Raw genomic sequence first — 23,995 nt, 5'->3', positions numbered from 1 at the left:
GGCACACTGGGCCGATGCTGCGCGCGTCGGCCACCGCGACCCTGCCGGAACTGCTGCTGCGACCCTGGCGCGACGACGACGCCGACGCCCTGATCGCCGCGTACCGCGACCCGGTGCTGCGACGCTGGACCCGGGCGCCGGTGACCACCGTCGCCGAGGCGCGCCGGTTCCTGGCCGCGGCACACCGGGACTGGGCCGACGGCACCCGGTTCAGCTTCGCGGTGATCGAGCCGCACCCGGCCGGTGAGACCCTGGTGGCGCAGGTGATCGTCAAGAACGTCACGCGGGGCGGCGGGGACGCCGAGGTCGGCTACTGGACGGCCGCGCCCGCCCGGGGCCGGGGCGTCGCCCCGCACGCCCTGACGGCGGTCACCGAGTGGGCGTTCGACCGGTTCGCCGGCCTGCGCCGACTCGACCTGCTGCACCAGATCGACAACCCGGCGTCCTGCCGCGTCGCGGAGAAGGCCGGCTACCTCTTCCAGGAGGTGCTGCCGGCCCGCCCGCCGTTCCCCCGTGACGGCCACCGGCACGCCCGCTGGGCCCGGCCCGCCCGGGAATGCCCACCCGGGCCCGGGCGCTGACCTCTTCCGTCGGCCCCGACGGGGTGGGCCGCGTTACCGTGGGCCGGGGAGGTGTCGGCGGGTGGACAGCTGGGAAGCGACGGTCGAGGCGCGTATCCGCGCGGCGCAGGAGCAGGGCGAGTTCGACAACCTGCCCGGCATGGGCAAGCCGATCCCCGGCCGTGGCCAGCCGTACGACGAGTCGTGGTGGATCAAGAGCTTCCTGGAGCGGGAGAAGCTCCCCACCGACCTGCTGCTGCCGACGCCCCTGCAACTGCGCCGCCGCATCGAACGGGTACCCGACGAGGTGCGGGACCTGCCGACCGAGGCCTCCGTACGCGCGTTCGTCGCCGACCTCAACGCCCAGATCCTCTCGTGGCTGCGTACGCCCACCGGCCCCCGGGTCGCGGTGCGTCCCGTCAACGCCGACGAGGTGGTCCGCCGCTGGCGGGCCGAGCGGGAGACCGCCGCCGCAACGGCTCCGGCGCCCCCTGCCCCGCCGGCCGCACCACGCCGGCGAGGCTGGCGACCACCCTGGCGGCGTCGGGTCGCCCGCTGACCCTGGCCGGCGTACGCCAGCAGGTCGTGCGCCACGGGCGCGGCGGTGGTCCAGCAGCTCTGCCGGTCACCCTCGGTCGCCCAACCGAGCTCGTCCACTCCGTACCCGGAACCCGATGGCGCTTGCCGGCCGCCGGCAGCGGCACTAGGGTCGCAGTCGTGACTGCCGGGTCGGCCATGGGCCACGAGCGGACAGGGCACCCGGCCGGCAGGTGAGCCGGGGGCGGGCCCGCGGCCCGCCGACGCCCCGCACCCGCCGGTGTCGACGCCACGTCCACCGCGCCGCGTCGTCTGCCGCACGCGCCTTTCCACCGTCCACGCCGGTCGTACGCCGGCGTATCCCACATCCTCGCCGCCACCGGTCGCCGGGCGGGCGATCCACCGTGGCCGCATCTCCTGCCCGAGCAGAGAGCAGAGCATTGCCCAACGACTTCAACCAGCAGATCATCGACGAGTTCCGCGCCAACTCCGGCCGGGTCGGCGGCCCTTTCGAGGGGGCCCGCCTGATCCTGCTCACCACCATCGGGGCCCGCTCCGGCGCCCCGCACACCACCCCGGTCGGCTATCTGCCCGACGGCGAGGAACGCATCCTCGTCATCGCCTCGGCCGGGGGCGGTCCGAGGCACCCGGACTGGTACCACAACCTTGTCGCCGACCCGCATGCCACCGTCGAGGACGGGGTCTTCACCTACCAGGCCCGCGCGGAGGTGCTGACCGGCGCCGAACGCGACGAGATCTTCGCCCGCGCCGTGGAGGCCGATCCGGGGTGGGCGGCATACCAGGCGAAGACCTCGCGCGTGATCCCCGTGGTGGCGTTGCACCAGGTGGCGGGCGGTCCGCCGGAAGCGGCGTCCTGGGGAGCGGCGCTCAAGCTGATCCACGACGCGTTCCGCCGCGAGTTGGCGCTGATCCGCGACGAGGTGGCCCGCTCCGGTCCGGGTCTGGGCGCGCAGCTACGGGTCAACTGCCTGACCTTCTGCCACGGCCTGCACCACCATCACCGCAACGAGGACGACGGCATGTTCGCCCGCCTGGACGGGCAGCGCCCCGACCTCGCGCCGGCCCTGGCACGGTTGCGCGAGGAGCACCAACGCATCGCGGCGCTGGTCGCACGTCTGCAGCAGGTCGTCGGGGACCCCGACGGCGATCCCGCCGAGGCCCGCCGGGAGGTCGAGCGCCTCACCACCGAGCTGGAGGCCCACCTGACGTACGAGGAGGAGCAGCTGATCCCCGTCCTCGACGGCGCCGGCTGACCTGCCCGCCGAGCGACAGCTGCCGTTCGCGACGATCGTGACGGGCGACCACTACGACGACGCCTCCGCGCTGGGCAGACCGGATGCGTGGCGGCTCAACGTCGGGCTGACCCGCTCGGCGTACGCGAGGCTGTTCCCGTACGGCTCCGACGGCGGCGTCGACCACACGGTGACGGACACCGTGCTGCCGCATCCCGGCTACGCGCCGCAGCACTGGGTGTGCGTGGTGAACCCCGGCGAGGCGACCCTGGCCACGGTGCGGCAACTGCTCGCCGAGGCGTACGCCTTCGCGGTCCGCAAGCACGCCAACAACCGGTCGCGGCAGACCTCGTCCTGAGATGCGCGCCCGGCCGGCGCGTCCCGTCCGGGCCTGTCGCACCTCGGGGTTAGCTTCGGCGGGTCTGCCGTCGGGCAGGCCCGCCGAGGACGAGGGGGACACCGCCGGATGTCACGCAACACGCAGACCGTCGAGACCTACCTGGACGGCTTCCGCAGCAACGACCACGGGCAGATCCTGTCCTGCCTCACCGACGACATCGAGTGGACGGTGTTCGGCGCCTTCCACCTCAAGGGCAAGGAGGCCTACGACGCCGCCATCGAGGGGCCCGGGGTTCGTGCCGCCGCCCCACCTGGAGGTCGTACGCATGGTGGAGCAGGGCGACACGGTCATGGCCGAGCTCGTCGGCTCGGTGCGCCGCGACACCGGCGAGGAGATGCGCATGTCGATGGCCGAGGTGTTCGTCATGCGCGACGGCAGGATCGCCGAGCGGCGCGCCTGGGTGATCGAGCTGAAGGAGAACGACCACCGCTGACCGCGACAGTTGCGGGCTAGGTGTGAGCCTGCGTGAAGGCGTGACAGAAGTCCCGTTCGGTCACCATCCCGTTACCGCCACCGCCGACGGAGTAGCCCTGCCGCGACAGGCCCCGGACCGGGTCGAGCACCTCGTTCATGAAGTGCCGGGTCCACTCGCTGACCTCCTGTCCGTCGTGCAGCGAGAGCGGGACCAGGATGGCCAGACTCCCGCCGGGGCACCTCAGCGCGCCCCAGAAGACACGGTAGAGACCCACCCGACTCATGATCAGGCCGTCGGCTCTGACCTCGTGGTCCTCGGCGAGGCGGGGTGCCGCCGCAACGATGTCGCGGACGATCTCGCCGAGTTCGCCGGGGCCCTGCACGGTGATCACGAGATCTGCCGCCTCGACGAGTTTGTGCAGGGTCTCCACAGGCGTGCCTTTGGCCTGGTGCGCCAGCTTGAGTGGGAACATGGGGTGAGCCACCTCCGTGGTCTGGTCGGATCGCCTACCCGTGCCGTCCGGCAACCGGTCGATCGTCACTGGTCGGCAGGCGGATGTCGGTGCAGTAACGGGATCAGCGACACCGTCCCCCGGCGTAGGGGAGGTGTCGTCGTCCCGGCGACGGCGATGATCTCCTCGGCGCGCGCCACGACGTCGACCAGGGTGGGTGGCCAGCCGCAGTCGATCCAGGGTGGCGCGTCGCAGGGCGCCTCGTCGGCGGCTGACGACGGTGCCCAGGGCGTGAGCGGTCCGGCGGAGAGCGTCATCGACGGTAGTGGTTCGGCGAACGGGGCGTCCCGGTCGACTTCTGACGGGTGCGCCGGAGGCAGTCGTGTCGGCGTGGCGCGGCGCAGCGTGCCGGCTATCCGCAACGACTCGAGCAGCTCGACGAACTGACGCGTGCGTCCACTGCGGCGAGCGGACTCCAGAACCTCGTCGTTGGCGTGGTCGAGGGCGGCGCGCCAGCCGGCCCGCTCGCTGACGTGCGAGAGCCGCCACGACATCGACTGCATTGCCGCCCACGCGCCTGCCAGCAGGTCGAATCTCTGGCCGCTGTCACTCGGATAGGTCAGCCCCTCGTTGAACGAGGCCTGGGCGTAGGCCAGCCACTGCCCCGTCCTGCGGTAGTGCTCCTGCGCCTGCCGAAAGTTCGCCCGGGCCTCGCCCACGTCGCCCCGGTTGCGGGCGACGGTTCCCAGGCCGAGCCTGGCGTCGGCCGCCTCGTGCTCGTTGCCCACCGTGTGGAAGTGCTTCATGGCGAGGGAGTACCTGAGCTGCGCCTCCGGCAGGTCGCCCGCGCGGAACGCCACGAGACCCAGGTTGTGGTTGATGCGCGCGGCCCGCTCCGGCGACGGATCGTCGGTCTGCCAGTGCCGCAGGGCGGAGAGCAGATGGGCGCGGGCACGCTCGAAGGACTTCACCCCGGCCAGCGCCAACGCCGTGTTCTGGTCGAGTTCGGCGAGCTTGCCGCCCAGTTCGCCTTCGTCGCACGTCTCCCGGTACAGGTCCCCTGCCTGGTCGAGGTGTTCGAGGGCGGGGCGCGGGCGACCCAGTTCGATCAGTACCGCACCCAGGTTCACCAGCGTGTCCGCTGCGTGCCGACGAAACCCGCCTCTGAGCAGGGCTTCGGCGGCCTCCCGGTACTGTTGCGCGGCGACATCGAGTTCGCCGCGCTGAAACGACACGTTGCCCAGGTTCTGCCCGACGACGGCCGCCTGCCGATCGAGGTCGAGATCCCGGTACAGGGGCAGGGCCGTGTGGTACCGGTCGGCAGCCTCCTCCAGGTCACCCATGAAGTACGCGGCGTTGCCGACGTTGGTCGTGGCGTCGGCGACGCCCTTCAGGTCTTTGCGGGCGGCGAAGGCGGCCAGGGCTACGAGATAGTGCTCGCGCGCCTCGGGCCAGTCGGCGCGGCCGAACGCCGCCACGCCGGCTGCCAACCTGTTCTTCGCCACCTCGGCGGCGTCGTCGCCCGGTTGCCACCGGGGGACGTCGGGACGTGGTGACCCGGGTTCGAGGCGTCGCTGCGTGGGGTGGTCGACCCCTGGGATCGTTCGGACCGCAGCGTCCGGAATGTCGTAGCTCACCAACGCCGACCACACCAACGGGGCGTGCAGGCGGCGTGCGGCTGCGCTGCTGGCGGTCCGCCAGCAGCGCAGCCGGTCACGCTGCCACTCGCCGATGGCCCCGACGGGATCGGTCGTCTCCAGCGCCGCATCGACGGCCAGCGCGAGCGCGGTCGTGGCCGAGCCGATCGGCGCCCCGCCGGCCACGAGGCGCTCCGAGCCGTCGCTCGGCAGGCTCCAACGGGTGGCGATCACGGTGCGCGCACCCGCATTCATCGCCGCGAGGGTGAGACCGATCTGCTCGGTGTACCCGGCGTCGTCGGACTGGCAGGCGACGAAGCCGACCCGGCGTGGGGCGGGCCACCGCGCGGGTTCCCTCAGCCACTGCCCGGCGGTGAGCCGCGAGTTCCCGGTCTCCCCGTCGACGGCCAGTTCCAGGCCAGCGGAGGTCGGCATCGCCGGGTCCGTGGCCGAGGCGTGGCCGACGAACACCAGCCGGGACCACGCCTGCGACTGGAGGGCCGCGGCCAGTTCCGAGGGCGAGCAGCCCACCGTCGCACCCGCGCCGAGCAGCGCGTCCGTGTCGTCGCTGCGGCGGCGCCACGCCTCGGGCACCCCGTCGGGGTAGATGCGCCCGCCACCGTTCCGGCTTCCGGCCGCAGTGGGATCGACGACCCGTACGGCCGGGCCGTCGCCAGTCCAGGGTGCCGCCGGTCTCGCCAGGTTGACCAGCATGGCCGGGCTGATTCCACCCAGGACGTTCGCGCGTTCGATGAGCCGGACGTCGTGCTCGTCGTCGATGACGAGAAGCTCCCACGGCACGCTCGACAGGCCGGGACCCGGCGCTACGACGAGCGTCGTGTCGTGTGCGTCCGCCGTCCGGATCCGATCGCGAAGCTCCTTCGGCAGCAGGATGCTGCCCAGCTCGCGGAACAGGGCGAGGTTGGCGGCCGGGTCGACCATCGCGCCGGTCCAGGAGCGACGGGCGGCACCGTTGAGGACAGCGACCCGCTCGCCGAGGAGTTCTATGCGCCTGGCGATGGCGGAAGCCGTCGACGCGGGGTCGTCGTGCTGGGGGAGTGCCTGCGCGATGCGGCGGTCGACGTCGGCGAGCGTTGCCCGTTCCTTCGCGACGAGACCCGGCAGCGAGGCCGAGAGGGCGGCCAGTGGCGCGGCCAGCCGGTCGAGTGCGACAGAGCCCACGGCCAGCGGGCCGGCGCTGTCGAGCAGGCGTACGTCTGCGCTGAGCCACCAGTGGGCGTACTCGGCGGTTTGCCAGAAACCGAGCCACCACACGCGCCCGCGTCCGGGGTAACCCTCCACGCGATCCTTCCCACGATCATGGTGCGCGGGTCTGCCAGCATGTGTGCATGACGCAACTGCTCGTGCCCCTGGACGACGGTTCCTCCCTGGTGCTGGACGGAGTTGCCGAGGATGAACTGTCGGATGCGGCCCACACTCTTGACGTCACCGACTTCCTCCGCGACGCCGTCCTGGCCGGTGTGACCGGGAACTTCACCTACGACGTGCTGAAGGCCGTGGCGCTTCAGCTGCGCGCACGCGGTTTCCTGGCGAGGCGTTCCTCCCCGACTGCCGCCAGCATCGCCACGGCGATCGCGGGTCACCTCACCTCGGTCGGGTACGCGACGATCGAGGTGTTGCAGGTGGTGCAACTGGTGGACAGGTCGTGGTCGGCGGAGGGAACCGCCGATCAGCGCCCGTTCGAGGTGCGCACCGATCCCGAGGGGCAGGTCATGCAGGTGCGGGTGCGGTAGCGGATCGTCAGCCGTTGCCGCAGTGTGGGCACTTGCGCACCCGGTCCGACTTCGGCTGTCCGCAGTAGGCGCATTCCACCGTCTCCGCGATCATGGTGCTCCTATCGACGCTGACTGGTCCGGGGTCACCGCTTCGACACCGTACGCTACGCGCCCGCGGCGCGGCGGCCATCGGCCGAAGGGTGACCCGAGCGTCCACAAAGGCCGGTACGGACCAGCCGATCGCCGAGCTCTCCGCGCCGCTTCGCCGTCGCCTGGGCCCGACGGCTCGCTCGACCAGCGCGGCACCTGACCGTCCGGTGACCGCCCTCGTACGGCGGCTCCCCCCGCTGTGGATGCGCCGCCGCACGAGCGGCCCCGGGGCGGGGGCCGCACGATGCCTGGTCAGGCCGGTTGTCCTGCGCTGGTGGGCGCCTCGCTCCGCCTGGCCCGGAGCAGATGCTGGCGCGTGCCGTCGCTGATCCACCAGGCGCGCGCGCCGGGCTTGCGCGCCTCGTACGACAGCTGCCAGACGATGCTCCTGCACACGAGTTCCTTTAGCCGCGCGCCCGGCCGGCCGCCGAGGTGGAACCTCACGGCGGCGTCGTTGCGGCGGGCGAACTGGAAGACGGCGGCACGCCGCCCCAGGCTGATGCACTGGCCGGCGAAACCCACCGCGACCGGCGCGGGTTGCCGGCCCGCGATCCGGCTGAGCACCGTCTCGGCGGCCTGCGGCCCGAGCTGCATCGCCGACTGGCAGCCCATCCGGAACGGCAGATCCGACGGCGCCGCCGAGTCTCCGGCCGCCACGATGCGCGCGTCGTCCACACTCGTCAACGTCTCGTCGGTGCGCAGGCGTCCCAGGGCGTCGGTGCTCAGCCCGCTGCGGCCGGCCAGGTCCGGCACGCCGAAACCGGCGGTCCAGATGGTGACCGTGCTGGGCAACTCGCGGCCGCCACCGAGCCGCACGGCGTCGCGGGCCACCGCCGTCACCGTCGCGTCGGGGCCTTCGAGCACGGTGACGCCGAGCTTCGCCAACCGCCGGGCCACCGCACGTCGGCCACGAGGATGCAGGTACGGGCCGAGCACCCCGCCGCAGACCAGGGTCACTGCGCGGCCCGTCTCCGCCAGCTCGGCGGCGGTCTCGATGCCCGACGGGCCCGCGCCGACCACCGTGACGGGGGCCGAGTCGGGGGCGGCGTCGAGGACAGGCCGCACCCGCCGCGCGTCCTCCAGGCTCGCGATCGGGTACGCGAACTCGGCGGCTCCGGGCACGTCCGGGTCGGCGCTGCCGCTGCCCACGGCGTAGATCAAGTAGTCGTAGCCGAGAGTGCCGCCGGTCGCCAGCCGCACGCGGCGCTCGGCGGCGTCGATCCGGGTCGCGGTGTCGACGACCAGCCGTACGCGCCCGGCCAGGACGTCGGTGTAGTCGACGACCGCGTCGTCGGACCCGCCCACCAGCTGGTGCAGGCGGACCCGCTCGACGAAGGTCGGGCGCGGGTTGATCAGGGTCACGCGCACGTCGGTGCGCTGCGTCAGGCGGTTGGCCGCCATGACGCCGGCGTATCCGCCGCCGATCACGACGACATCGGTGTTGCCGGTCATGGTGTCTCCTTCGCTTGTGGGGCCTTCGACCTGAAGACACCGGGCGACCGGGCGTTGTGACATGCGTGAGGCGGGTCACGCAGCAGCCGCAGCCGGGCGGGGACGGAGATGAGGACGGTTGCGTACCGCCGCCGGCCCATGCCCGGACGACTGCACGGAGCACGTGGCGGCGTACGAGTTGCAACGGGCGTCGTCAGGGGCGGCGCAGGCGCAGGGCTACGAAGCTCGGGCGCCCGGTCAGTCGCTCGTAGCGCTCCGGGTTGATGGCGCGCAGCGTCTCGACCGCCCTCGGCTCGACCAGCCGCTCCAACACGAACCCCGCGTCGAGCACCTCGGTCATGAGAGATTCGAGCGTCATCCGCTGGAAACGCATGGTGATCCCGTCGGCCATAGAAAACCCGACCCAGCTCTCGTCGAAGTACGATCCGCCGAAGTAGCCCCAGTCCGACGTCGGATGTGTCGTCGACAGCAGGAACCAGCCGCCCGGCCGCAGCACCCGCCGTACCTCGGCGAGGAAACCGGCCCGGTCGGTGAGGTGATGCAGCACCAGCGCGCAGACGACCCCGTCGAACGACGCGTCGGCCGCGAATTCCAGCGGAGTGTCCAGGTCGTGCTGCTGGATCTCGGCGCGATCGCCGAGCAGGGCCCGGGCGTGCCGGACCAGTGCCGCGCTGCCGTCCACCGCCACCACCTCGGCTCCCCGGCGCACCAACTCGGCCGCGTAGTGGCCGCCGCCGCAGCCGGCGTCCAGGATCCGGAGACCGGCGACGTCGCTGGCGAGCGTGAGCATGGCCGGCCGGTCCGTGTAGGCATTGTGCGAACCGTCGGCGGCGTGTGCCGCGAAGACGTCACCGGCTTGGTCGTGATACGCGTGAGCTGCAGGCATCCGGGAAGCTTGTCCGAGTGGTGGCGCGGGCCGCAACCCAGATCGGGCCACACGGCGCGTCGACCATGTGGACCGCCGGTCACCTCGCAGCGGTGTCGGGATCGCGAAGCGGCCACGGTTTCTGCTCGGGCTCGGGGGCCGCAGCGGTCAGCTCTGCTGGTAGTTCACCGCCGCGAAGCCGCAGGGCGCGTGCAGGTGCAGGTAGTAGGCGCCCTCACCGAAGTCCACGTCGGCCCCGCCGACCAGGCCGAGATAGTCCATCGGCTGCCGGCAGGCGGGGCAGTCGACGTGCTCGGCGTCCTGGATCCAGTCGGGATGGCCGCCCAGGGTGGAGCCGCCTTCGTCCCACGCGCTGGCCTCGAACGGTGAGGCCCGGCGGGAGCCGATGGCCGGAAGCACGGCCGGCGGGTCCTCCGGCTCGGTGGTGACCGGCGCGTAGTCCTGGCGGCTGTTTCCCGCCCACCAGACGGCCTCGCCGTCGGGCGTGACCTTGCAGCACAGCGTCGTGTAACAGGCGCACAGGTGGCAGGTCACGATCTTCAGCCGGCCGGCCCAGCCGGTGTGGGCCAGGACCTTACCCACCTCGGGGGTGTCGGTGTCGAGGTCGGCGATGGTCCACAGCGGGGAGGCGCACCACGGGCAGGCAGGGCCGTCGGCCGGCCTTGGCACCTCGTTCGGAATCAACCGGTACGCCGTCGGTGCGCACAGCTCCCGGCGGCTGCCGTCGGGAGCGACCGTCCAACCGGCCTGGTGGGCGTAGGCCAGCGCCCCGACGTGCAGTTTGTCGGAACCGGCCGGCGGCTGCTCCTGCCATCTCCGCAGGGCCTGCTCAGCGTGCGGGTCGCTGGCGTGCGCGAGGATGAGCAGCAGGTGGTTGAGCCGGTGCGGCGCGCGGCCGGCGTCGACGTCGTCGACGATCCGGCGGACCACGTCTCCGGTCGCGCCGCGATACAAGGTCGGCGGCCACAGTACGCCCGCGTCGAGCAGTTGGCTCAGGCGTCCGACGAGGCGTGTCGGCTCGGTGGCGGCAATCTCGATCAGTTCCTCGAGCGCGGCGTCGTCGCCGGCTCCGGCCGCCCGGACCAGTTCCTCGATCATGGCAGCATGGTAGCCAGGCGGTACGTCGACCAGGCGTGGTGACCAGCAGGCCGCCGCAGGTCGGGTCCAGGCCCTGCGGCCGACCCACTGCCTACGCGGGCAATCCCGGGCTCAGCGGTTGTCGCCGCTGCCACCCAGCACGCCACGGCCCTGGCGGCTGGCCAGCTTGGCCAGGTTGGCGGTCGCGACGTCGTCCAACGTGAGATCGAGGTAGTCGGCGAGCACCGCCACGTACCAGAGGACGTCACCGAGTTCCTTGGCGATGTCGGCCCGGTCGATGCGTGACTCGTCGCTGTCGAGGTCCCGGACCCACTTCTTGAACTTCTCGGCGATCTCACCGGACTCGCCGACCAGTCCGAGCACGAGGTGGAGCAGTTCGTTCTTCCTGTCACGTGGGGCGGCCGTACGGAGGGCCCCACGCTGGTACTCGTCCAGGTCCATGGCGGACCAGTATGGACGAGCATCTTCCACTCGCCCCGCCGGCTCTCCCGACGACCGAGGTAAGCCTGGTTCAGCTCACCCGGAACGAGAGGGGTGCCCTGCTGATAAATTACGGAATTACCGGTAACGAAAATCCGATAATACGTGCGGACGAAAGGGGCGAATCGCCCGCACACCATAATGACTGTTCTTGGGTAACAACAATATGGAGTATTGTTGTGGCGTGTCCAAGGTGTGTCACCGATGCGAGAAGACCCGACCGCTCGAGAGCTTCATGAAGGCCGGCCGCGAGTTGGTCTCGTGCGCCTCGTGCCGCGAGTACGCCCGCGCCAACAACCACAAGAACCGCAGAGCCAATCCGGACAAGATCCGAGCCGACAACCTCTGGTCCTTCTACCGGATCAGGCCGCAGGAGTACGACGCGCGGCGTGTGGCTCAGGAGTTCAGGTGCGCCATCTGCGGTCGTCATGAGAGCGAACTGAAGGTCAGGTCCAGAGGCCGGCCACGACTTGACGGGACACCGAACTCCGAACCGTTTCGCCTCGTCGTGGACCATTGCCACAACTCGCGGCAGGTGCGTGGCCTGCTCTGCGGCGAGTGCAACATCGGCCTCGGCGCGTTTCAGGACTCGCCCGAGGCGCTGATGGCGGCCGCCCGCTACCTCCTGGCACGGGAGGACGCACCGCTCGTGTCGGAATCGAGACCTGCGACAGAAGTGTGATCTGGCGCCGGTCGAGCCCTGCTGGGGGCCGGCCGGAATACGCCTGAAGCCTGCCGTAGGACAGTGAATCCGCTGGTCAGCGGTCGCCGAGGAGGCCTCCGCCTCGGAGTCGAGCGCGGACGTGGCCTCGCCCAGGACCAGGATCGGCGCGTTGCGGTAGAACGCGCGGGCCAGCACGAGGCGCTTGAGGACCAACGTTCGGGAAAGTCACGCTAAGCCGAGGTTGAGCGATAACTCTCGATGGTGGTAGTCGTTGATCGGCCGTGAGAAGTTTTCTGACCTCCGGTGAGGAGGCCGTTTACGGTCGGTTCGCCGGGCCGCCGGAGCGGGCGGTGTTGGAGCGGTTCTTTTTCCTGGACGACGTCGACCGCTTCGAGCATCAGGTCTTCAAGACCCTGCACGTGCTTACCTTCGTCGACGACCCCGCCTACCGCCGTGAGATGAAGGCCATGCGCAACCTCAACGAGGGCCGCCACGACCTGGCCCGGCACATCTTCCACGGTCGTAAGGGCGAGCTGCACCAGGCGTACCGCACCGGGCAGGAAGACCAACTCGGCGCGCTCGGACTCGGCCCTGGGGGACCAATGGCAGTGGATCCGGCGCTAAGCCGTAATCGCCTGGTCGGGGGGTTGTAGTGCCCGGTAGAGGGTGGAGCGGCCGACGCTGAGGTGTCTGGCGATGGTGGTGACGGATTCGCCGCGGGCCTGGCGGGCGCGGGCGATGGCGAGAATGTCATCGGTGACGGTGGTGGGGCGTCCGCCGTGTCGGCCGGCGGCGGCTGCGGCGCGTAGTCCGTCGAGGGTGCGGTCGCGGATGAGTTCGCGTTCCATCTCGGCGGCGAGGGCGGCGACGGCGAACAGGAGCCGGTCGGCGAGGGTGGCGCCGCCGGGGCGGTGCACGCCGGCGCAGATGCCGGTGAGGATTTCCAGGGTGATGTCGCGGGCGTGGAGTTCGTCTTCGAGGAAGACGAGCAGTTCCTTCATGGAGCGGGCGACCCGGTCAGGGCGGTGGATGACGAGGGTGTCGCCGGGGCGCAGGGCGTCCAGGGCGGCGCGCAGTTTGGGGCGGTCGCCGCGGGTGCTCGCGGTCTCGATGATGATCTCGCGGCAGTGTGCGGCGTTGAGGTCGTCGAGTTGAGAGTCGTGGTCTTGCTCGCGGGTGCTGACCCGGGCGTAGCCGACGCGGATCCGGTTGTGCGGGCGTGGCGGCGCGGCGGCGGCGCGGGCGGGGGCTTCGGTCATGTCGCCGATCGTCCCGGAAACGTCCCGTAATCCCGGCTTGGACACGCCGGTTCTGGGACGGGTTTCGGGACTCGCCGTCCTGGGCGAACGCCTCGCAGAGTTGATCTCGATGGGTCGTCCCGGAAAGGAGCGTTTACGGGACGCGGTGGCTCCATCATCATCAGCCGCTCGGGCTGCCGCTGGAACGCCGGATCGAGACAGCTCCCAAGAGCTCCCCGCTGTTACTCGCGCCTCAGGTCTTCGCTGCTGGTTCTGAGCAGGGTGCCGACGTAGACGACCGCGGTGAGCAGCACGACGGCGGTTGCGGTGAGTCCAACCTGTATGAGCAGGACCTCCCCGAACCGGCGCGTGGTGACCCCGGTGATGTCGATGGCGACATGGACGGCACCCGCGGTCGCCGCCATCGCCAATCCTGCCGAGATGACCAGCGGAAGGGCCACTTCTGCCATGTCGGCTGCGGCTTCTGTCCGGCGGGGCACTCCAACGACCCGTAGGGCCGCAGTGAGCCGGCGGCGTTCGATCAGCCGGTCGACGGCGACGACGACGAGTGCGGCGAGGCACAGCAGGAGGGTGATAGCCATCAGCGCGCCGATGATCACGGTGACGGTGGCACCTCCGAGGCCCTGCGTGGTGCCGAGGAAGCCTTGAACGTTGGATGCGGGAGCTTGTGTGGCGAGGATCTGGCGGGCCCGTTCCAGGACGGGTGGTTCGTTGCGCAGGAGAACGGTGGTGGTCTGCGCTGCGGTGCAGTTCGCAGCGGTGGTGATGAGCAGTTGGTACGGCCGGTCGGCGTACAGCTTCGGGGTCAGCTCAAGCTTGTCGGCGGGCGCCACGACGGTCCGCGCCGCGGGACAGTCGGTTTCTGCGGCCGGCGTCAGGCGCAGAGTGGTGCCGGCCGGGAGTTGCGGCTCGCCGGCGAAGTCGGGCGAGTTGATGTGCAACCGGTAGACGCGCTCAGGACTGCATGCTTCCGCGCCGTCGAACAGTCCGCGGACGTCGGCGCAGGAGGCGATCATGACGTCGGCCCGCTGCTCAGCGCCCAGTTCCGCCGAGGCGTATTCGTACTGGGAGGCTCCGCGTATGCCCGGGGTGGCGCGCAGAGCGTCGAGCACGGTGGGGTTCACGGCGCCATCGAGAGTGAGCTTGAGCTGGGCTGGCGCGGACGGTGTGGCCAACGACTCCGCGAGACGGACGTGCTCCGCAGCGCCGAGGCCGATTCCCGCAGCGAAGAGGGTGACACCTACCGTCGCGACGAGGCGGGCCGCAGCGCCGTCTGAGGCCAGGGCGCGCCGCCCGGCGATACGCAGCGCCGGCGGGAGACCGGGACGCCGGTTGAGGCGCTGCCACATGGTCTGCACTAGCAGCGGCGTGACCAGCGGCAGTCCCACGGCTGTCAGAACGAGGCCGGCGGCGAAGGCCAACAGCGCCCAGTAGGCCCTTGTCGCGGGCAGTGCCGCAGCGCCGGCCAGGAGGGCGACTCCGCAGGTGATAGGTGCAATCCGCAGCAGCGCCGGCCGTCGACTGGCCGCGTTGCGGAAGGCGTGGAGGGGATTGCCGCGCAGGCGGGCGAACGCGCCGGTGGCCACGGCGACGGCATACAGCGGCAGCCCCACTGTGGTCATCGCGACAGTGAACGGCGACAGCGCGAGGTCTTCGGCGAACCAGTGCAGGTGACCAAGATTCAACTGTTCGGTTCCACCGCGGGCGGCCAGCCAGCCGGCGGTCCCGATCGCGGCGCCGACGGCCGCCACCGCCCCGGTCTCGACGGCGTTGACAACCTGCGTCTGGCGGGCGTCGGCCCCGAGTAGGCGAAGAGCGGCCAGCCGCCGTTCCCGGGTGGCCGCCGACAACCGTGCCGACGCCGCCAGGAAGATGCCCAGAGGAATGAGAACGAACACGGCCATGCCGACCGGCACGAGCACAGCCGGCCGCAGCACCTCCTCGACAGCCCCAGTCCATGAAGCACCCCGATGCCTGATCTGCGTACCGATCCGTTCGACGCACTGCGCGCCGCCCGCCCGATCCGCTTCGGCAGCGGGCACGCCGACGTAGGCCAACAGCTCGTCCGGCGCAACCAAGCCCGCGGGGCCAACGACGCCGACGACACGCTGCGGGAACCTCGCGGCAGCGCGCGCGTCATCGCCGATGAGCTCTGCCAGGGCGGGTGACACCACGATCTCACCGGCCGCTGGCCAAGCCAGTACGCCGGGCGGCCGAGGCGACTGCGCGGTGGCGTTCCACACGGCGACACGGCGTAACGGGCGGGAGCCGACGTTGTCCTCGACGGTGCGTAGCTTGAAACACCCCGCCGTGCCGGCTGATGCCGCCAGGACGGGCTCTCGATCACCGATGCGGCCGTCCTGCCGCTCGGCGACACCTGGAGCGGCGAGGGTGGCCAGGAGCACGAACGCGCCGAAGGCGACCGCTGCTGCCTGCAGCACCAGACGGACCAATCCAGCGGGGCCGCCGCCGCGGCACAGCCGCAACCCCAACCGCACGAACGGGAGGTAGCTCATGCCTGCAGCACGCCATCTCGCATCGTCAGGACCCGGTCTGCCGTGGCGGCGACCTCGGCGGCGTGGGTGACCAGGATGAGAGCGCTGCCGCCAGCGCGAGCCAGGTCGAGCAGCGCTGACAGCGACTGCGCGGCTGAGTGGGAGTCCAGCGCGCCGGTCGGCTCGTCAGCGAAGACAACACTCGGCTGATGCACGAGCGCCCGCGCGATGGCGGCCCGCTGGGCCTGCCCACCGGATACCCGCGACGGCGTGCGATTCCGCTCACCGTCGAGGCCGAGGCGAGCCAGCAGTCCGTCCGCGGTCGCGCGGGCCTTGCGGGCGGAGACGCCGGTCAGGCGCAACGGCAGCTCCACATTCTCGGCCAGCGTCAGCTCCGGTATCAGGTCCCCGAACTGCATCACGAAGCCGCACTGGCGCAGCCGCAAACCGGCTCGTGCGCGGTCACTGACCGCGCCGAGGTCGACGCCGTTGAGATGCACCGACCCCTTGTCCGGGCTCAACACTCCCGCGAGCAGGAACAGCAGAGTGGATTTGCCCGAGCCGGACGGGCCCGTGATCGCGACGACCTCGCCCCTTGCCACACATACGCTGGCCTCGCGCACGGCGACCGTCTGGCCGACCGTGTAGGTCAGGCCGTCGCTCGAGACGACGTCAGCACCCACACCGATGCCCATCCTGAAGACCACCCCCGAAGTTGCTCACGACGCCGAGGATGCCAGCCATACGAATCTATGGCCAGCACCCTCGCCGCGCGTCGCTGTGATCGATCAGAGACAGTTGTTGGCGAGCTTGTAACTCTCCGCCTCATTGTCGAAGGCGCGCTCCGGCCCCAACTCCGCGACATATTCGCCAGCGTTCAGGCAGATTCGCGTGCCGGTGTAACCGTCGTTGTCGAAAATCGTCAGCTTCTGACCAGTGCGGTTCCAGACCGAACTGATCTCGTTGTCGCCGTCCCATCCGGGGATCTCGAACGTCGTCTGCGTGGAGTGCACGTACCGGTTACCAGCCTTGAACGGGTCCTCCCACATGCACACACGACCGCTGTCGCAGGCGGTGGTCTCGGTGAACGGCTGCACCGGAGCCGCTGCGGCGGGAGCGGCCAACGCCAGGGACATCACCACACCAGCACCAACAGAATAGAGTGATCGTCTCACTCAACTCTCCCTCGTCTTGGCATTCACTTCAGTGATTGTCAGCGACCCCGACGACGCTACCCAGGCGGCAACGCAGCGTCAATGCCTATTCACGTCAAGTGAATTCGAGGCCGGCGACGTTGCTCAATTGATCAATGAAATCGCGGGAAATATTGCACCTATCAGCGGACACTCCTACATGTTCCAGGCATGCAAGGCCGCAACCGAAATCAGATCCCGCAACTTCCGCCAGCGCCATCGGTCGCCACCGGGCGATCTGCACGGAGTTTCACCCCTGCGCGGCCTCGCGGTGGCGCTTCCGCCTTAGCGCCGATCTTCGTTCCGTTCTTCCTCGCTCCCCGGGGCCGGGTCGGCTGCGTCTTCAGCCCATCTCGGCTTCGGCGAGGGCCATACCGACCCGCTTACGTAGCTCGCCGGCGCCGGCGCCGGCGGCGCGGTCAACGCGGCGCGACGGTCAGGCGCTACTCCTCGAAGGCGTCGGGGTCGCGCAGCGGCCGGCGGGCGCCGTCCAGGTCGGGCAGGGCGAACGAGTAGTGGCCGTGCACGTTGATGTGTTTGTACTGGTACGCCGAGAGGCGGACGGCGTCGGCCTCCAGCACCGGGTACTCCTGGCTGCGTAGCGCGTCCAGGGCGTGGTTCAAGTAGAGGGTGTTCCACAGGGTGATGCAGTTCAGGACCAGGCCGAGCGCGCCGAGCTGGTCCTCCATCCCGGCGTGGTACGCCTGGTGTAGCTCGCCCTTGCGGCCGTGGAGGACGTGCCGGCCGACGCTGTGGCGGCCCTCCTGAAGGTTGCGCATTCCCTTGAGGTGCCGGCGGTAGTCCGGGTCGTCGGCGAACGTCAGCACATGCAGGGTCTTGAAGATCCGGCCGTAGTGCGCGACCGCCTCGCCGAGGTCGGTGAGCCGTCCGTCGTGCTGCAACACCCTGATCACGTCGTGCGCGGAGATCTCCCGGGTGTGCACCGACGCGATCACCCGCAACACGTCCGGCCAGTGCCGGCGGATCTTGTCCAGGTCGACCCGGCCCCGCGCTGTCTTGTCCAGCACGCCGTAGTCGGCGCGGGCATCGACGCGCCACAGTTTCGTATCCGGTAGGTCCGCGAGCACCGGCCGGTAGTCGAAGCCCAGCAAGGTGACGATCCCGAAGACCACGTCGGAGTACGACCCGGCGTCGGTGATCAGCACCTCCGGCCCCGGGCCGCCGTCGGGGTTGTAGACCAGGTCGACGACGTTCAGGGTGTCGCGCGGGGTGCCGGACAGCACCTTGCCGGCCAACCCGATCGCCTGATCCGAGACCATGTTCAGCCAGGTCACGCCCCGCCTGCGGGCGAAGTACTTCGGGTTCGCCCGAGCGTCCGCGGCGTGCCGCGCGTACCCCGGCTGCCGACGCAGCTTCTCCTTGTTCGCTGCCTTCGACGCCCGCCCGATCAACTCGTTCGACATGAACACGTCGAACAACTCCAACGCGTCGTCGGTGGCCGTCACCTCAAGCCACCGCACCGTCGCCAACAACGTCGCCAACCTGCGCCGGTACGGATGCCGGGCCAGCTTCGGTGCCTTCGCCGCCGGGCCAACTCAATCACCCGCCGGGTCGGCACCACCGCCACATCCACACGGCGCATCCCCAACCCGGCGATCGACGACACCCGCGTCAACGCCGCCACCATGCCCCGGCCCGTCGTGGACCGCTCACCACGGCGCCACAGGTCCAACTGCGAGCGCCGCTGACCCTCCGGCACCTGCAACACCGACTCCAACAGCCTTGCCTGCTCAGCCGACACCGCCCCCGCCAGTTGGTCGAACAACCGCGTCTCCGCCGCCTGCCGGACCTCGGCCACCAACCTCATAAGCGGCGTCACCGCCGGCAGCAGCACCTTCCGCTCACGCAGCCAGGCCACCGCCGCGAAGAACAACGCCTTCGGGCCGTCGCCCGTCGTCCACGACCGCCGATCCAGCCACTGCACCAGCGACTCCTGCGCCGAGGCGAACGACACAAAGCCGTCCACCTGCGCGATCTCCCACTGATGCTCCAGCCGGGTCTTCTCCCGCTCCGTGTACCGCTTCACACACGACGGGTCACCCACACCGACCTGCGCTGCGACGTAGTCCAGCACCACCAGCGGCACATCCAACGGATCCGACAGGAACGCCCCCAGGAACCGGACCGTCACCAACTGCGACGCGAACCCCAACCGGTTGTGAGCGCCACGACGGGTCACCACCAACTCCCGGTCAGCGTCGTCGAGGAAGAAGAACCGCTCCAACGCCTCCTGACCAGGCGGCGCAGCCGCGAACCGGCCGAACTGCGCGATTTGGTCATCAGTTAAGAATCTGCTCGGCACGACCGATCAACGTACGGCACACCCACCGCCATCAACAGACCCGAGCCTTAGCGCCGGATCCAGCGCCAATGGTCCTCAAGGGCCTCGTCGGCGTCACCGGGGCCGGCGATGAGCGGTGGGGGCCTGCCGAAGAGCCGCCCGGGTCAGGGCGCCTCGGTGCGGGTGCGGCGGGCGTAGGCGCGGGCCGCGCGGGCGCGATCGCCGCAGCGGACCGAGCACCAGTGCCGGCGGGCGTGGGTGCGCAGCAGGTAGCGGGTGCAGGGGGCGGAGCCGCAGGCGGCGAGGCGGTCGGCGTGGGGGCCGCTGAGCAGGTCGGCCGCGTCGGCCGCCAGGACCGCCATGGCGTGGTCGACGATCTGCGTGACGGGGTGCGCCGGGGCGCGGTGCAGGCCGCGTGCCTCATCCCAGTGCAGCAACTCGGCGGCGGGAGCGGTGGTCAGGGCGTCGTTGACCGCACGCAGGGCGCCGGCGGGGGCGGGTCGCGCGTCGATCCGGGAGGCGATCAGGGCTCGGATCTGATCGCGCAGCGCGCGCAACCGCTGCGCGCACACCTCCCGCAGCTCCGCTTCGGGCGGGGCGAGGTGACGTTCGGCCAGCCACCGCGCGGCGGCTTCGGGGGTGCCGAGGAGATCCAGGGACTGGCCACCGGGCAGCGTCGGGGCGCTGTTGGCGAAGTCCAGCGCGACGTGCCGCTCCGCGCCCGGCGCCGGTAGCAGCGCGGCGGGGCCGATGGCCTCGGTGGTCGCGGACTCCGTCACGTTCTCATGGTACATCTTGCGTTTATCCGTGAGAGCCGATTACGGTTCCTCACGGATAAGGCATTCCCCAACCGTGAGGAACCGTGGTGACCGACACCAGCACGACGACCGTCCCCGTCCGCGTCTTCGGCGGCCCGACCACCCTCATCGAGTACGGCGGGCTCAGGTTCCTGACCGACCCGACCTTCGACGCCCCCGGCGACTATCCCCTGGGCCCCGGCATGGTCCTCACCAAGACGGCCCCCGCCACCGCCGGCCCGGCCGATCTCGGACCCGTCGACGGGGTGCTGCTCTCCCACGACCAGCACCCCGACAACCTCGACCACGCCGGTCGTGCCCTGCTGGCCGACGTGGCCCTGACCGTCACGACCCCCAGCGGGGCGGGTCGCCTCGGCGGCACCGCCCGGGGCCTGGCGGCGTGGGAGTCCGTCGAGCTGGACCGCCCCGGCGGTGGGACCGTGACCGTGACGGGCGTGCCCGCCCGGCACGGCCCGGAGGGCTGCGAGCCGCTCACCGGTGAGGTCGTCGGGTTCGTCCTGACCGCCGCCGACCTGCCCACGGTCTACGTCAGCGGCGACAACGCCTCGCTGGATCTGGTCCGGCAGATCGCCGAGCGCTTCGGGCCGGTCGACACCGCCGTGCTGTTCGCCGGGGCCGTGCGTACCCCCATGTTCGACGGCGCGCTGCTCACCCTCGACAGCGCCCAGGCCGCCGAGGCCGCCCGCATCCTGGGCGCGCGGCGGGTCGTGCCCGTGCACGTGGACAGCTGGGCCCACTTCACCGAGGGGCGCGACGACGTGGTCGACGCGTTCACCCGGGCCGGCCTGGCCGACCGTCTTCAGCTCGGCTGAGCTGAGGGGCCGCCGGCGTCGCTCGGAGGACGGCCCGGGGCGGGTCAGGTCCGCGCGCCGCCGAGGCCGAGCAGGACGGCGAGGCCCAGGGCGCTGCGCGGAGCGTACGGCACCCGCCACAGTCCGCCGTGCGCCGCGCCGTACGCCTCGTCCTGCCAGGGATGCGCCATCGCCGGGCCGCCCGTACGCAGGTGGTGCACCAGCAGCGCGGCCATCAGCGTGTTGCTGGTCGCCGGGTCGAACACCTCGATGCCGAAGCGGTGTGCGCCGGCGTACGCGGCGGCCAGCGCGCGGTTGCGCAGCACCGAGCGGGTGCGGGTGGGCGGGGCGACGGTGAACGACACGGTCGCCCCGGCGTCGCGGGCCACCGTGGCCCGCCACCGCTGAAGGCGTTTCGCCAGCGCGTAGTTGGGGCCCTGCTGGGGCACGAGGCTGTCGTTGATCCCGGGGTCGGCGCCCGGCGGGTAGTTGCGGTGCAGGAGCCTGCCGCCGGAGGCGACCCGCAGCGACCGGCGGACGACACCGCGCGCCGCGTAGCCGCGTTCGGCGTGGCGCACGGCGTCGCCGGGGACGGCGAAGACGTCGGTGGGGGTGGCCAGGAATGCCAGCGCCACGTCGTCGCGGCGCTGCTGTAGCCGCAGGGTGAGGGCGTCGACGGCCGTGGCGAGGCGGACGTTGGTCGCGCCGTCGGCGTAGACGTAGTTGCCCAGCACGAGCCGGCCGTCGACGCCGAGCAGCCAGTCGGTGACCTGCGGAAGGTGGTGCAGCAGGTCGGCGCCGGCGTGCTCGACCAGCGTGCCGGCGTCGGGGTCGGTGCCGGCGGGGACGGGAAGGTGCAGCCGGCCCCCGCCACGGCGCGTCGTGTCCAGCAGGCGCCGCCAGATCTCCGGGCGCGGCAGGTCGACCGCGACGACGTCGCCGCCCCAGCGCAGCACGGACGGCAGCGGGCCCATCTCCGCGCCCGCGCCGAGCACCACGACGCGCTGGTCGCGCAGGTCGAGCCAGTCCGGGTTGGCCATGACGGCGCGTACCGCCTCGGCGCAGGACGGTTCGACGACGCCGGCGCCCACCCACGCGTCGAGCCGGCGGCGCAGTTCGTCGCCGCGCAGCCGCCGGCCCCGGTACGGCAGGGACAACTCGCGCTCGACCTCGCCGGTGCCGGCGACGGTGGCCGTGCGCAGCGGCTCGGCCCCGGTGGGCGCGTCGAACACCTCGCCGAGGCCGGTCTCGGTGCCGTCGGGGTGCACCACGGCCATCCGGCGGTGCAGTGCGGCGAGCCCGTCGCGGGCGATCGTCACCGCGGCGTCGCGGGAGAGCAGCCCGGCTTCGACGAGCCGTCTGAAGTGCCCGAGGTAGCCGTGGCGCCAGTTCGTCTCGTGCTCCGCCGAGCGCGCGCCGACCGGGTCGACGGCGCGCAGGGCGTCGGCGACGACCGCCCGGCCGAGCGCGGACGTACTGCGTCCCGCGTCGCTCTTCGGGAACACCACCCCGGTCGGACCCTCCACGCGCAACCGCCCTTCCTCGCTCGCCGGCCGTCGGTGTCACTCTGCCGCACCGGGGGTCGTCGTGCAGCGCCGGAGCTGCGGGGCGGCCGCCGCCCGGGCGTTCAGGCCGGATGCGGGTCACCAAGGAACGCGGCCCGGCGCTCCGGGGTCGGCAGGCGTAGCCGGCCGTCGATCATCTCGGCGACCGCGTCGACGCGGTGCAGGTGCTCCCGGTCGTGGGTGACCAGGACGGTGGCGGTGCCGCGCTGGCGGGTGAGGTCGGTGACCAGCTCGACGATCGCCGCGCCGCGCTCGTGGTCCAGCGCGCTGGTGGGTTCGTCGACCAGCAGCACCGCCGGGTCGTTCATGAGGGCGCGGGCGATGTTGACCCGTTGGCGCTGCCCTCCGGAGAGCTGGTGTGGGCGACGGTCGGCCTGGCCGGTGAGCCCCACCGCCGCCAGCAGCTCCGCGGCGCGGGTGCGCCCGGCGCGGCGGGAACCGCCAGCGAGGTGGGCGATCACCTGCAACTGTTCGGCGGCGGTCAGCGAGGCGATGAGGTTGGGTTGCTGGAAGACGATTCCGATTTTCTCCCGCCGCAGCGCCGTCGTGCCCGCGCGGCCGAGCCCCGCGGTGTCGGTGCCGGCGACGAGCACCGTTCCCGAGTCGGGGGTGATCAGGGTGGCGGCCACCGCCAGCAGGCTCGACTTGCCGGAGCCGGAGGGGCCGATGACGGCGGTGGTGGTGCCCGCCGGCACGCGCAGGCTGACCCGGTCGAGCGCGGTCAGCCGGGCGTCGCCGTCGGGGTAGGTCAGCGTGACGTCGGCGAGTGCGAGGCTCATCGGGCGCTCCCCAGGGCGATCAGCGGGTCGACGGAGGTGATGCGGCGGATGGACAGGGCGGCGCCGGCCGCGCCGAGCGCGATCGTCACGGCGGCCGGGAACAGCACCGATCCGGCGGTGAGCGCGAACGGCACCGTGCCGGCCGCCGCGGCGCCGAGCGCGACCGCGAGCGCGGTGCCGGCGGCGGTGCCGGCCAGCAGCAGCACCAGGGCCTGCCCGAGGGCGTCGCGCAGCAGGTGGCCGGTGGTGGCGCCGAGCGCCTTCAGTACGGCGACGTCGGGGGCGCGCTGGATGGTCCACACGGTGAAGAACGCGCCGACGACCAGGGCGGAGATCCCGAACAGCATCCCGCGCATCAGTTGCAGCGACCCGTTCTCGGCGGTGTAGGAGCCGATCGCGGACAGCGCCTTCGTGCGGGTGACCGTACGGGTGTGCAGCTGTCGGTCGGCGGCGGCCAGGTCGGCGTCGTCGGTGGTGCGCAGCGCGACGACCGTCGCGGCGTCGCCGTCGGCGCCGGGCGCCAGGGCCTGCCAGTCGCGCAGGTCGGTCCAGATCACCGGGGTGTGGCTGTGAGAGGCGTCGCCGGTTACCGCGGCGACGGTCAGCCGGTGCGCGCCGACGGACACGATCTGTCCGGGGCGGGCGTGCAGCGCGTCGGCCGCGCCGCGCGACAGCACGGCTCGTCCGGTGGCGAGGGTGGCGGGTGCCAGGCCCGAGCCGGGCGGGACGCCGAACACGGACAGCGCGGCGCTGCGCTCGCCCGCGTCGACGCGGGTGGTGGCGATGCCGAGTGGCGCGGCGGCGCTCACCCCCGGCACGTCCTGCCAGCGCAGCCACTGCTCGCGGCTGACGGTGGACTCGGTGAACGAGAGCTTCTGCCCGTCGGCCGGGGCGGAGAACACCAGGTGGTCGGCGGGCAGGTCGGTGATCGCCGAGGTGCTGCCGCGTCCCAGGCCGGCGGTCAGCCCGGACAGCAGGACCACCAGCAGCGTCATCAGCGTCACGACCGTTCCCATCAGGGCGAAGCGGCCCTTGGCGAACCGTAGATCTCTCCACGCGACGAACACGATCGCA

Annotated in this window: 25 protein-coding genes and 1 pseudogene; 10 read left to right on the top strand and 16 right to left on the bottom strand. The window is 71.6% G+C overall.

Translation table 11 applies throughout. The features are described 5' to 3' along the window. Positions 1 to 14 precede the first annotated feature (14 nt). The 5 genes from GA0070610_RS13635 to GA0070610_RS31130 all read left to right on the top strand — a co-directional run bounded on the left by GA0070610_RS13635 (position 15) and on the right by GA0070610_RS31130 (position 3,183). Complete coding sequence (locus GA0070610_RS13635; RefSeq protein ID WP_089003479.1) at positions 15 to 581, top strand: GNAT family N-acetyltransferase; 567 nt, start codon at positions 15 to 17, stop codon at positions 579 to 581. A gap of 61 nt (positions 582 to 642) precedes the next feature. Then, positions 643 to 1,119 (top strand): DnaJ family domain-containing protein, encoded by a 477-nt coding sequence (locus GA0070610_RS13630; RefSeq protein WP_089000389.1) that lies wholly within the window; start codon positions 643 to 645, stop codon positions 1,117 to 1,119. A gap of 418 nt (positions 1,120 to 1,537) precedes the next feature. Continuing rightward, the gene (locus GA0070610_RS13625) at positions 1,538 to 2,371 is read left to right on the top strand and encodes a nitroreductase/quinone reductase family protein (RefSeq protein ID WP_089000388.1); all 834 of its coding nucleotides are present in this window, start codon (positions 1,538 to 1,540) and stop codon (positions 2,369 to 2,371) included. Position 2,372: 1 nt separating this feature from the next. Continuing rightward, positions 2,373 to 2,708, top strand: a complete 336-nt coding sequence (locus GA0070610_RS13620) for a DUF6194 family protein (RefSeq protein ID WP_269458881.1) — start codon at positions 2,373 to 2,375, stop codon at positions 2,706 to 2,708. Between the two features lie 277 nt (positions 2,709 to 2,985). Next, the gene (locus tag GA0070610_RS31130; protein ID WP_197697846.1) at positions 2,986 to 3,183 is read left to right on the top strand and encodes a nuclear transport factor 2 family protein; all 198 of its coding nucleotides are present in this window, start codon (positions 2,986 to 2,988) and stop codon (positions 3,181 to 3,183) included. A gap of 16 nt (positions 3,184 to 3,199) precedes the next feature. Here GA0070610_RS31130 and GA0070610_RS13610 read toward each other — a convergent pair whose 3' ends face one another. Beyond that, on the bottom strand, positions 3,200 to 3,637 hold the full coding sequence (locus GA0070610_RS13610) for a hypothetical protein (protein WP_089003478.1): 438 nt from the start codon (positions 3,635 to 3,637) through the stop codon (positions 3,200 to 3,202). Between the two features lie 65 nt (positions 3,638 to 3,702). After that, positions 3,703 to 6,555, bottom strand: a complete 2,853-nt coding sequence (locus GA0070610_RS13605) for a CHAT domain-containing tetratricopeptide repeat protein (RefSeq protein ID WP_157747152.1) — start codon at positions 6,553 to 6,555, stop codon at positions 3,703 to 3,705. 47 nt (positions 6,556 to 6,602) lie between these two features. Here GA0070610_RS13605 and GA0070610_RS13600 point away from each other — a divergent pair, with 47 nt between their 5' ends. Then, positions 6,603 to 7,007: a hypothetical protein gene (locus GA0070610_RS13600; protein WP_089000385.1), complete on the top strand. Its 405-nt coding sequence runs from the start codon at positions 6,603 to 6,605 to the stop codon at positions 7,005 to 7,007. A gap of 384 nt (positions 7,008 to 7,391) precedes the next feature. Here the strand turns inward: GA0070610_RS13600 and GA0070610_RS13595 are convergent, their stop codons facing one another. From GA0070610_RS13595 to GA0070610_RS13580, 4 genes are all read right to left on the bottom strand, one after another. Continuing rightward, a complete protein-coding gene (locus tag GA0070610_RS13595) occupies positions 7,392 to 8,591 on the bottom strand; it encodes an NAD(P)/FAD-dependent oxidoreductase (protein WP_089000384.1) in 1,200 nt (399 codons plus the stop codon). A gap of 193 nt (positions 8,592 to 8,784) precedes the next feature. Next, positions 8,785 to 9,477, bottom strand: coding sequence for a class I SAM-dependent methyltransferase (locus tag GA0070610_RS13590; RefSeq protein ID WP_089000383.1), 693 nt, complete (start codon positions 9,475 to 9,477; stop codon positions 8,785 to 8,787). Between the two features lie 147 nt (positions 9,478 to 9,624). Continuing rightward, positions 9,625 to 10,575, bottom strand: a complete 951-nt coding sequence (locus GA0070610_RS13585; protein ID WP_089000382.1) for a hypothetical protein — start codon at positions 10,573 to 10,575, stop codon at positions 9,625 to 9,627. Positions 10,576 to 10,686: 111 nt separating this feature from the next. Beyond that, on the bottom strand, positions 10,687 to 11,016 hold the full coding sequence (locus GA0070610_RS13580) for a nucleoside triphosphate pyrophosphohydrolase family protein (protein ID WP_089000381.1): 330 nt from the start codon (positions 11,014 to 11,016) through the stop codon (positions 10,687 to 10,689). A gap of 223 nt (positions 11,017 to 11,239) precedes the next feature. On the opposite strand from GA0070610_RS13580, the gene GA0070610_RS13575 reads away from it, so the two are divergent. Together GA0070610_RS13575 and GA0070610_RS30530 are read left to right on the top strand one after the other, a co-directional pair. Next, on the top strand, positions 11,240 to 11,737 hold the full coding sequence (locus tag GA0070610_RS13575; protein ID WP_157747151.1) for an endonuclease domain-containing protein: 498 nt from the start codon (positions 11,240 to 11,242) through the stop codon (positions 11,735 to 11,737). A gap of 380 nt (positions 11,738 to 12,117) precedes the next feature. Beyond that, positions 12,118 to 12,306 (top strand): annotated as a pseudogene (locus GA0070610_RS30530) (Tn3 family transposase); the annotation flags it as partial. A gap of 33 nt (positions 12,307 to 12,339) precedes the next feature. On the opposite strand, the gene GA0070610_RS13565 reads toward GA0070610_RS30530, so the two are convergent. From GA0070610_RS13565 to GA0070610_RS13550, 4 genes are all read right to left on the bottom strand, one after another. Next, a complete protein-coding gene (locus GA0070610_RS13565; protein ID WP_089000378.1) occupies positions 12,340 to 12,978 on the bottom strand; it encodes a recombinase family protein in 639 nt (212 codons plus the stop codon). A 221-nt stretch (positions 12,979 to 13,199) separates the two neighbouring features. After that, positions 13,200 to 15,494, bottom strand: coding sequence for an FtsX-like permease family protein (locus tag GA0070610_RS13560; RefSeq protein WP_089000377.1), 2,295 nt, complete (start codon positions 15,492 to 15,494; stop codon positions 13,200 to 13,202). Continuing rightward, positions 15,491 to 16,168: an ABC transporter ATP-binding protein gene (locus GA0070610_RS13555; protein ID WP_089003477.1), complete on the bottom strand. Its 678-nt coding sequence runs from the start codon at positions 16,166 to 16,168 to the stop codon at positions 15,491 to 15,493. The genes GA0070610_RS13560 and GA0070610_RS13555 overlap by 4 nt, the downstream gene beginning before the upstream one ends. Positions 16,169 to 16,261: 93 nt before the next feature. Next, complete coding sequence (locus GA0070610_RS13550) at positions 16,262 to 16,648, bottom strand: peptidase inhibitor family I36 protein (protein WP_157747150.1); 387 nt, start codon at positions 16,646 to 16,648, stop codon at positions 16,262 to 16,264. Positions 16,649 to 16,679: 31 nt separating this feature from the next. Between GA0070610_RS13550 and GA0070610_RS30525 the strand changes: the two genes are divergently transcribed. Then, positions 16,680 to 16,955 (top strand): hypothetical protein, encoded by a 276-nt coding sequence (locus GA0070610_RS30525; RefSeq protein ID WP_157747149.1) that lies wholly within the window; start codon positions 16,680 to 16,682, stop codon positions 16,953 to 16,955. Between the two features lie 154 nt (positions 16,956 to 17,109). Here GA0070610_RS30525 and GA0070610_RS32085 read toward each other — a convergent pair whose 3' ends face one another. The 3 genes from GA0070610_RS32085 to GA0070610_RS13540 form a co-directional block, all read right to left on the bottom strand. Then, a complete protein-coding gene (locus GA0070610_RS32085) occupies positions 17,110 to 18,132 on the bottom strand; it encodes a Tn3 family transposase (protein ID WP_197697845.1) in 1,023 nt (340 codons plus the stop codon). Next, positions 18,129 to 18,989, bottom strand: a complete 861-nt coding sequence (locus tag GA0070610_RS32080) for a DUF4158 domain-containing protein (RefSeq protein ID WP_197697844.1) — start codon at positions 18,987 to 18,989, stop codon at positions 18,129 to 18,131. The genes GA0070610_RS32085 and GA0070610_RS32080 overlap by 4 nt, the downstream gene beginning before the upstream one ends. 143 nt (positions 18,990 to 19,132) lie before the next feature. Continuing rightward, the gene (locus GA0070610_RS13540) at positions 19,133 to 19,747 is read right to left on the bottom strand and encodes an ABATE domain-containing protein (protein ID WP_231926106.1); all 615 of its coding nucleotides are present in this window, start codon (positions 19,745 to 19,747) and stop codon (positions 19,133 to 19,135) included. 86 nt (positions 19,748 to 19,833) lie between these two features. Between GA0070610_RS13540 and GA0070610_RS13535 the strand changes: the two genes are divergently transcribed. After that, positions 19,834 to 20,598, top strand: coding sequence for an MBL fold metallo-hydrolase (locus tag GA0070610_RS13535; RefSeq protein ID WP_089003476.1), 765 nt, complete (start codon positions 19,834 to 19,836; stop codon positions 20,596 to 20,598). Positions 20,599 to 20,642: 44 nt separating this feature from the next. Here the strand turns inward: GA0070610_RS13535 and GA0070610_RS13530 are convergent, their stop codons facing one another. From GA0070610_RS13530 to GA0070610_RS13520, 3 genes are all read right to left on the bottom strand, one after another. Beyond that, complete coding sequence (locus GA0070610_RS13530) at positions 20,643 to 22,103, bottom strand: hypothetical protein (RefSeq protein ID WP_089000374.1); 1,461 nt, start codon at positions 22,101 to 22,103, stop codon at positions 20,643 to 20,645. Positions 22,104 to 22,204: 101 nt separating this feature from the next. Then, on the bottom strand, positions 22,205 to 22,921 hold the full coding sequence (locus GA0070610_RS13525; protein WP_089000373.1) for an ABC transporter ATP-binding protein: 717 nt from the start codon (positions 22,919 to 22,921) through the stop codon (positions 22,205 to 22,207). Further along, positions 22,918 to 23,916 (bottom strand): ABC transporter permease, encoded by a 999-nt coding sequence (locus GA0070610_RS13520; RefSeq protein ID WP_231926193.1) that lies wholly within the window; start codon positions 23,914 to 23,916, stop codon positions 22,918 to 22,920. Before GA0070610_RS13520 ends, GA0070610_RS13525 begins: the two co-directional genes overlap by 4 nt. Positions 23,917 to 23,995 lie beyond the last annotated feature (79 nt).

It is taken from the genome of Micromonospora echinofusca, assembly GCF_900091445.1.
Taxonomy (GTDB): Bacteria; Actinomycetota; Actinomycetes; order Mycobacteriales; family Micromonosporaceae; genus Micromonospora; species Micromonospora echinofusca.
The sequence above is the reverse complement of the archived record's forward strand: the minus strand, read 5'-3'. Positions and strand labels throughout refer to the sequence as shown.

Bases quoted from the DNA above. Each gene is read 5' to 3' on its own strand.
- GA0070610_RS13590 (WP_089000383.1), bottom strand. From the start codon at position 9,477: ATGCCTGCAGCTCACGCGTATCACGACCAAGCCGGTGACGTCTTCGCG.
- GA0070610_RS13520 (WP_231926193.1), bottom strand. From the start codon at position 23,916: ATGACGCTGCTGGTGGTCCTGCTGTCCGGGCTGACCGCCGGCCTGGGA.
- GA0070610_RS13565 (WP_089000378.1), bottom strand. From the start codon at position 12,978: ATGACCGAAGCCCCCGCCCGCGCCGCCGCCGCGCCGCCACGCCCGCAC.
- GA0070610_RS13635 (WP_089003479.1), top strand. From the start codon at position 15: ATGCTGCGCGCGTCGGCCACCGCGACCCTGCCGGAACTGCTGCTGCGA.
- GA0070610_RS13525 (WP_089000373.1), bottom strand. From the start codon at position 22,921: ATGAGCCTCGCACTCGCCGACGTCACGCTGACCTACCCCGACGGCGAC.
- GA0070610_RS13600 (WP_089000385.1), top strand. From the start codon at position 6,603: ATGACGCAACTGCTCGTGCCCCTGGACGACGGTTCCTCCCTGGTGCTG.
- GA0070610_RS13555 (WP_089003477.1), bottom strand. From the start codon at position 16,168: ATGGGCATCGGTGTGGGTGCTGACGTCGTCTCGAGCGACGGCCTGACC.
- GA0070610_RS13595 (WP_089000384.1), bottom strand. From the start codon at position 8,591: ATGACCGGCAACACCGATGTCGTCGTGATCGGCGGCGGATACGCCGGC.
- GA0070610_RS13610 (WP_089003478.1), bottom strand. From the start codon at position 3,637: ATGTTCCCACTCAAGCTGGCGCACCAGGCCAAAGGCACGCCTGTGGAG.
- GA0070610_RS13585 (WP_089000382.1), bottom strand. From the start codon at position 10,575: ATGATCGAGGAACTGGTCCGGGCGGCCGGAGCCGGCGACGACGCCGCG.
- GA0070610_RS13580 (WP_089000381.1), bottom strand. From the start codon at position 11,016: ATGGACCTGGACGAGTACCAGCGTGGGGCCCTCCGTACGGCCGCCCCA.
- GA0070610_RS13560 (WP_089000377.1), bottom strand. From the start codon at position 15,494: ATGAGCTACCTCCCGTTCGTGCGGTTGGGGTTGCGGCTGTGCCGCGGC.